The sequence below is a fragment of the Colwellia sp. 6M3 genome (assembly GCF_014077595.1).
In the GTDB taxonomy this organism is placed as follows: domain Bacteria; phylum Pseudomonadota; class Gammaproteobacteria; order Enterobacterales; family Alteromonadaceae; genus Cognaticolwellia.
The window spans coordinates 1-2,017 of sequence record NZ_JACGWF010000177.1 but is presented as its reverse complement, the minus strand read 5'-3'; the positions used below and the strand labels follow the sequence as shown (position 1 = coordinate 2,017).

Below are 2,017 nucleotides of genomic sequence, written 5' to 3'. Positions count from 1 at the left end.
GGTGATGAGTTTACCTTTTCTTATGATATTGAATGGCGTCCACTCGATCCAAAATCAAAAACGCTTGCAAGCGTTGTAAATACTCGCCAAGGCTTAGGCGGAATTCCCGGCCAGCCTATTCCTGAAGGCGTTAACAAGATGGTGATTGATTTTGAAGGTCCAGTATTTAAAGGCTTAGATAACAAAAGTGGTATAAAGCCGATTGTTGAAGCCAGCAACGGTGAAATACTAGAACCTATTGGAGTTTATCCGGTAGTTGGTACAAACCAATGGCGATTAGCGTTTGACTACAAACAAGCTAACAACAATCCGGTGAACATACGCGCGTATTTAGTTGATAAAAATGATGAAGCTATAACTGAGACATGGGTAAGTGATGCAAAGGTAACGATTAAATAAGACCTTAAAGTAACTGTTTAGCATATTGTTCTTAAATGAACTCAGGCGCTTTTTATCCTTGTTCTTTTGTAACTATTCACCAAGACAAATTATTTTCTAAGGATCTTTTTTAGCTATTGACTGATCCTGCCAGTATGCCAAGCTAGAGCTATTACCCTATCGCTCTAGCTTTAATGAATTTAAACAGCATAAATATCACTGAAATAGTTGAGCAAACTAAAACTCAGTTACAAGAAGATAAAACACTCTCGCCAGCGTTGAAGATGTCTATTGAACTCATTCTTGTTGTCGTTGTTATGCTAGCTAGTAAATTAGGACTTAATAGTCAAAATAGTAGCATTCCTCCATCAAAAGATATCAACCGAACAAAGCCAACAAGAGAGAAGTCAGAAAAATCAGCTGGCGGACAAAAAGGCCGAGTAGGTAAAACGCTGACTCAAACAGAAACACCTGATGAGGTACAAGTCATTTTAGTTGACCGAGATTTTTTACCTAAAGGTCACTATCGTGAGGTGGGTTTTCAAAAGCGACAAGTCATCGATATAGATATCAGTAAAGTGGTGACCGAATACCAGGCTCAAATCCTTGAGAATGAGCAAGGGAAGCGGTTTGTTGGTGAATTCCCCCAAGGTGTTAACGGTCCTATTCAATATGGTGTTGGTGTGAAAGCCCATGCGGTTTACTTATCACAATATCAATTACTCCCTTATAACCGCATTGAAGAATACTTTAGTGACCAACTAGGTATTCCGATCAGTGCCGGCAGTTTATTTAACTTTAATGAACAAGCAGCGGCACTAGTAAAGTCATCGGGCGCAGAAGGTATCATCAAAGCGGCATTACAAAGCCCGCATCAAACTTTGCATGTTGATGAGACTGGCATTAATATCGGCGGTAAACGGCGATGGCTTCATGGTGCATCAACGACTTGGTGGACTTATTTTTATCCTCATGAAAAAAGAGGAAAAATAGCGATGGATGAGGCCGGTATTTTACCGCACTTTACCGGTGTGCTATGTCATGACCATTGGAAGCCATATTATCAATATACCCAATGCCAACATGCATTATGTAATGCTCACCACATCCGAGAATTAGAAAGGGCTTGGGAGCAAGACGGCATGCAATGGGCGAAGGATATGCAAACCTTACTTAAAGAAATGAATAAAGCTCAAATAGATAATCCCGACCTAGATAAAGGGGCTAAACAGAAATATCGTGAGCAATATCAAAAAATATTGCTTCAAGGTGACGCTAAATGTCCACCACCAGATAAAAGTAGCCGAGTGGAAGGTCAGCGAGGCCGATTAAAGCGAACCAAATCCCGAGCATTATTGGAACGACTAAGAGATTATCAAGATGATGTTTTACGTTTCATGATGAGCACTGGCGTGCCATTTACCAACAACCAAGGCGAGAATGATATTAGGATGACCAAGGTTCATCAAAAAATATCGGGGTGTTTTAGAAGTAAGCAAGGAGCTGAAATGTTCTGCTTGCTGAGAAGCTATTTATCGACTTGCAGAAAACAATATGTATCTGCAAGCCTAGCCCTTGAGTTATTATTCAAAAATCAGCTGCCTGATGTATTCATTTCAGATGAGGCTGAATAGTTACG

Annotated in this window: 2 protein-coding genes; both read left to right on the top strand. The window is 40.2% G+C overall.

The genetic code is table 11. The features are described 5' to 3' along the window. A partial coding sequence (locus tag H4J50_RS18810) for a glucan biosynthesis protein (RefSeq protein WP_182257683.1) occupies positions 1 to 399 on the top strand: 399 nt, incomplete at its 5' end. A 173-nt stretch (positions 400 to 572) separates the two neighbouring features. Beyond that, a complete protein-coding gene (gene tnpC, locus H4J50_RS18805; RefSeq protein WP_182198095.1) occupies positions 573 to 2,012 on the top strand; it encodes an IS66 family transposase in 1,440 nt (479 codons plus the stop codon). Positions 2,013 to 2,017 lie beyond the last annotated feature (5 nt).

What these genes read in the sequence shown, in the direction of transcription:
- tnpC (WP_182198095.1), top strand. Translation starts at nt 573, where the DNA reads ATGAATTTAAACAGCATAAATATCACTGAAATAGTTGAGCAAACTAAA.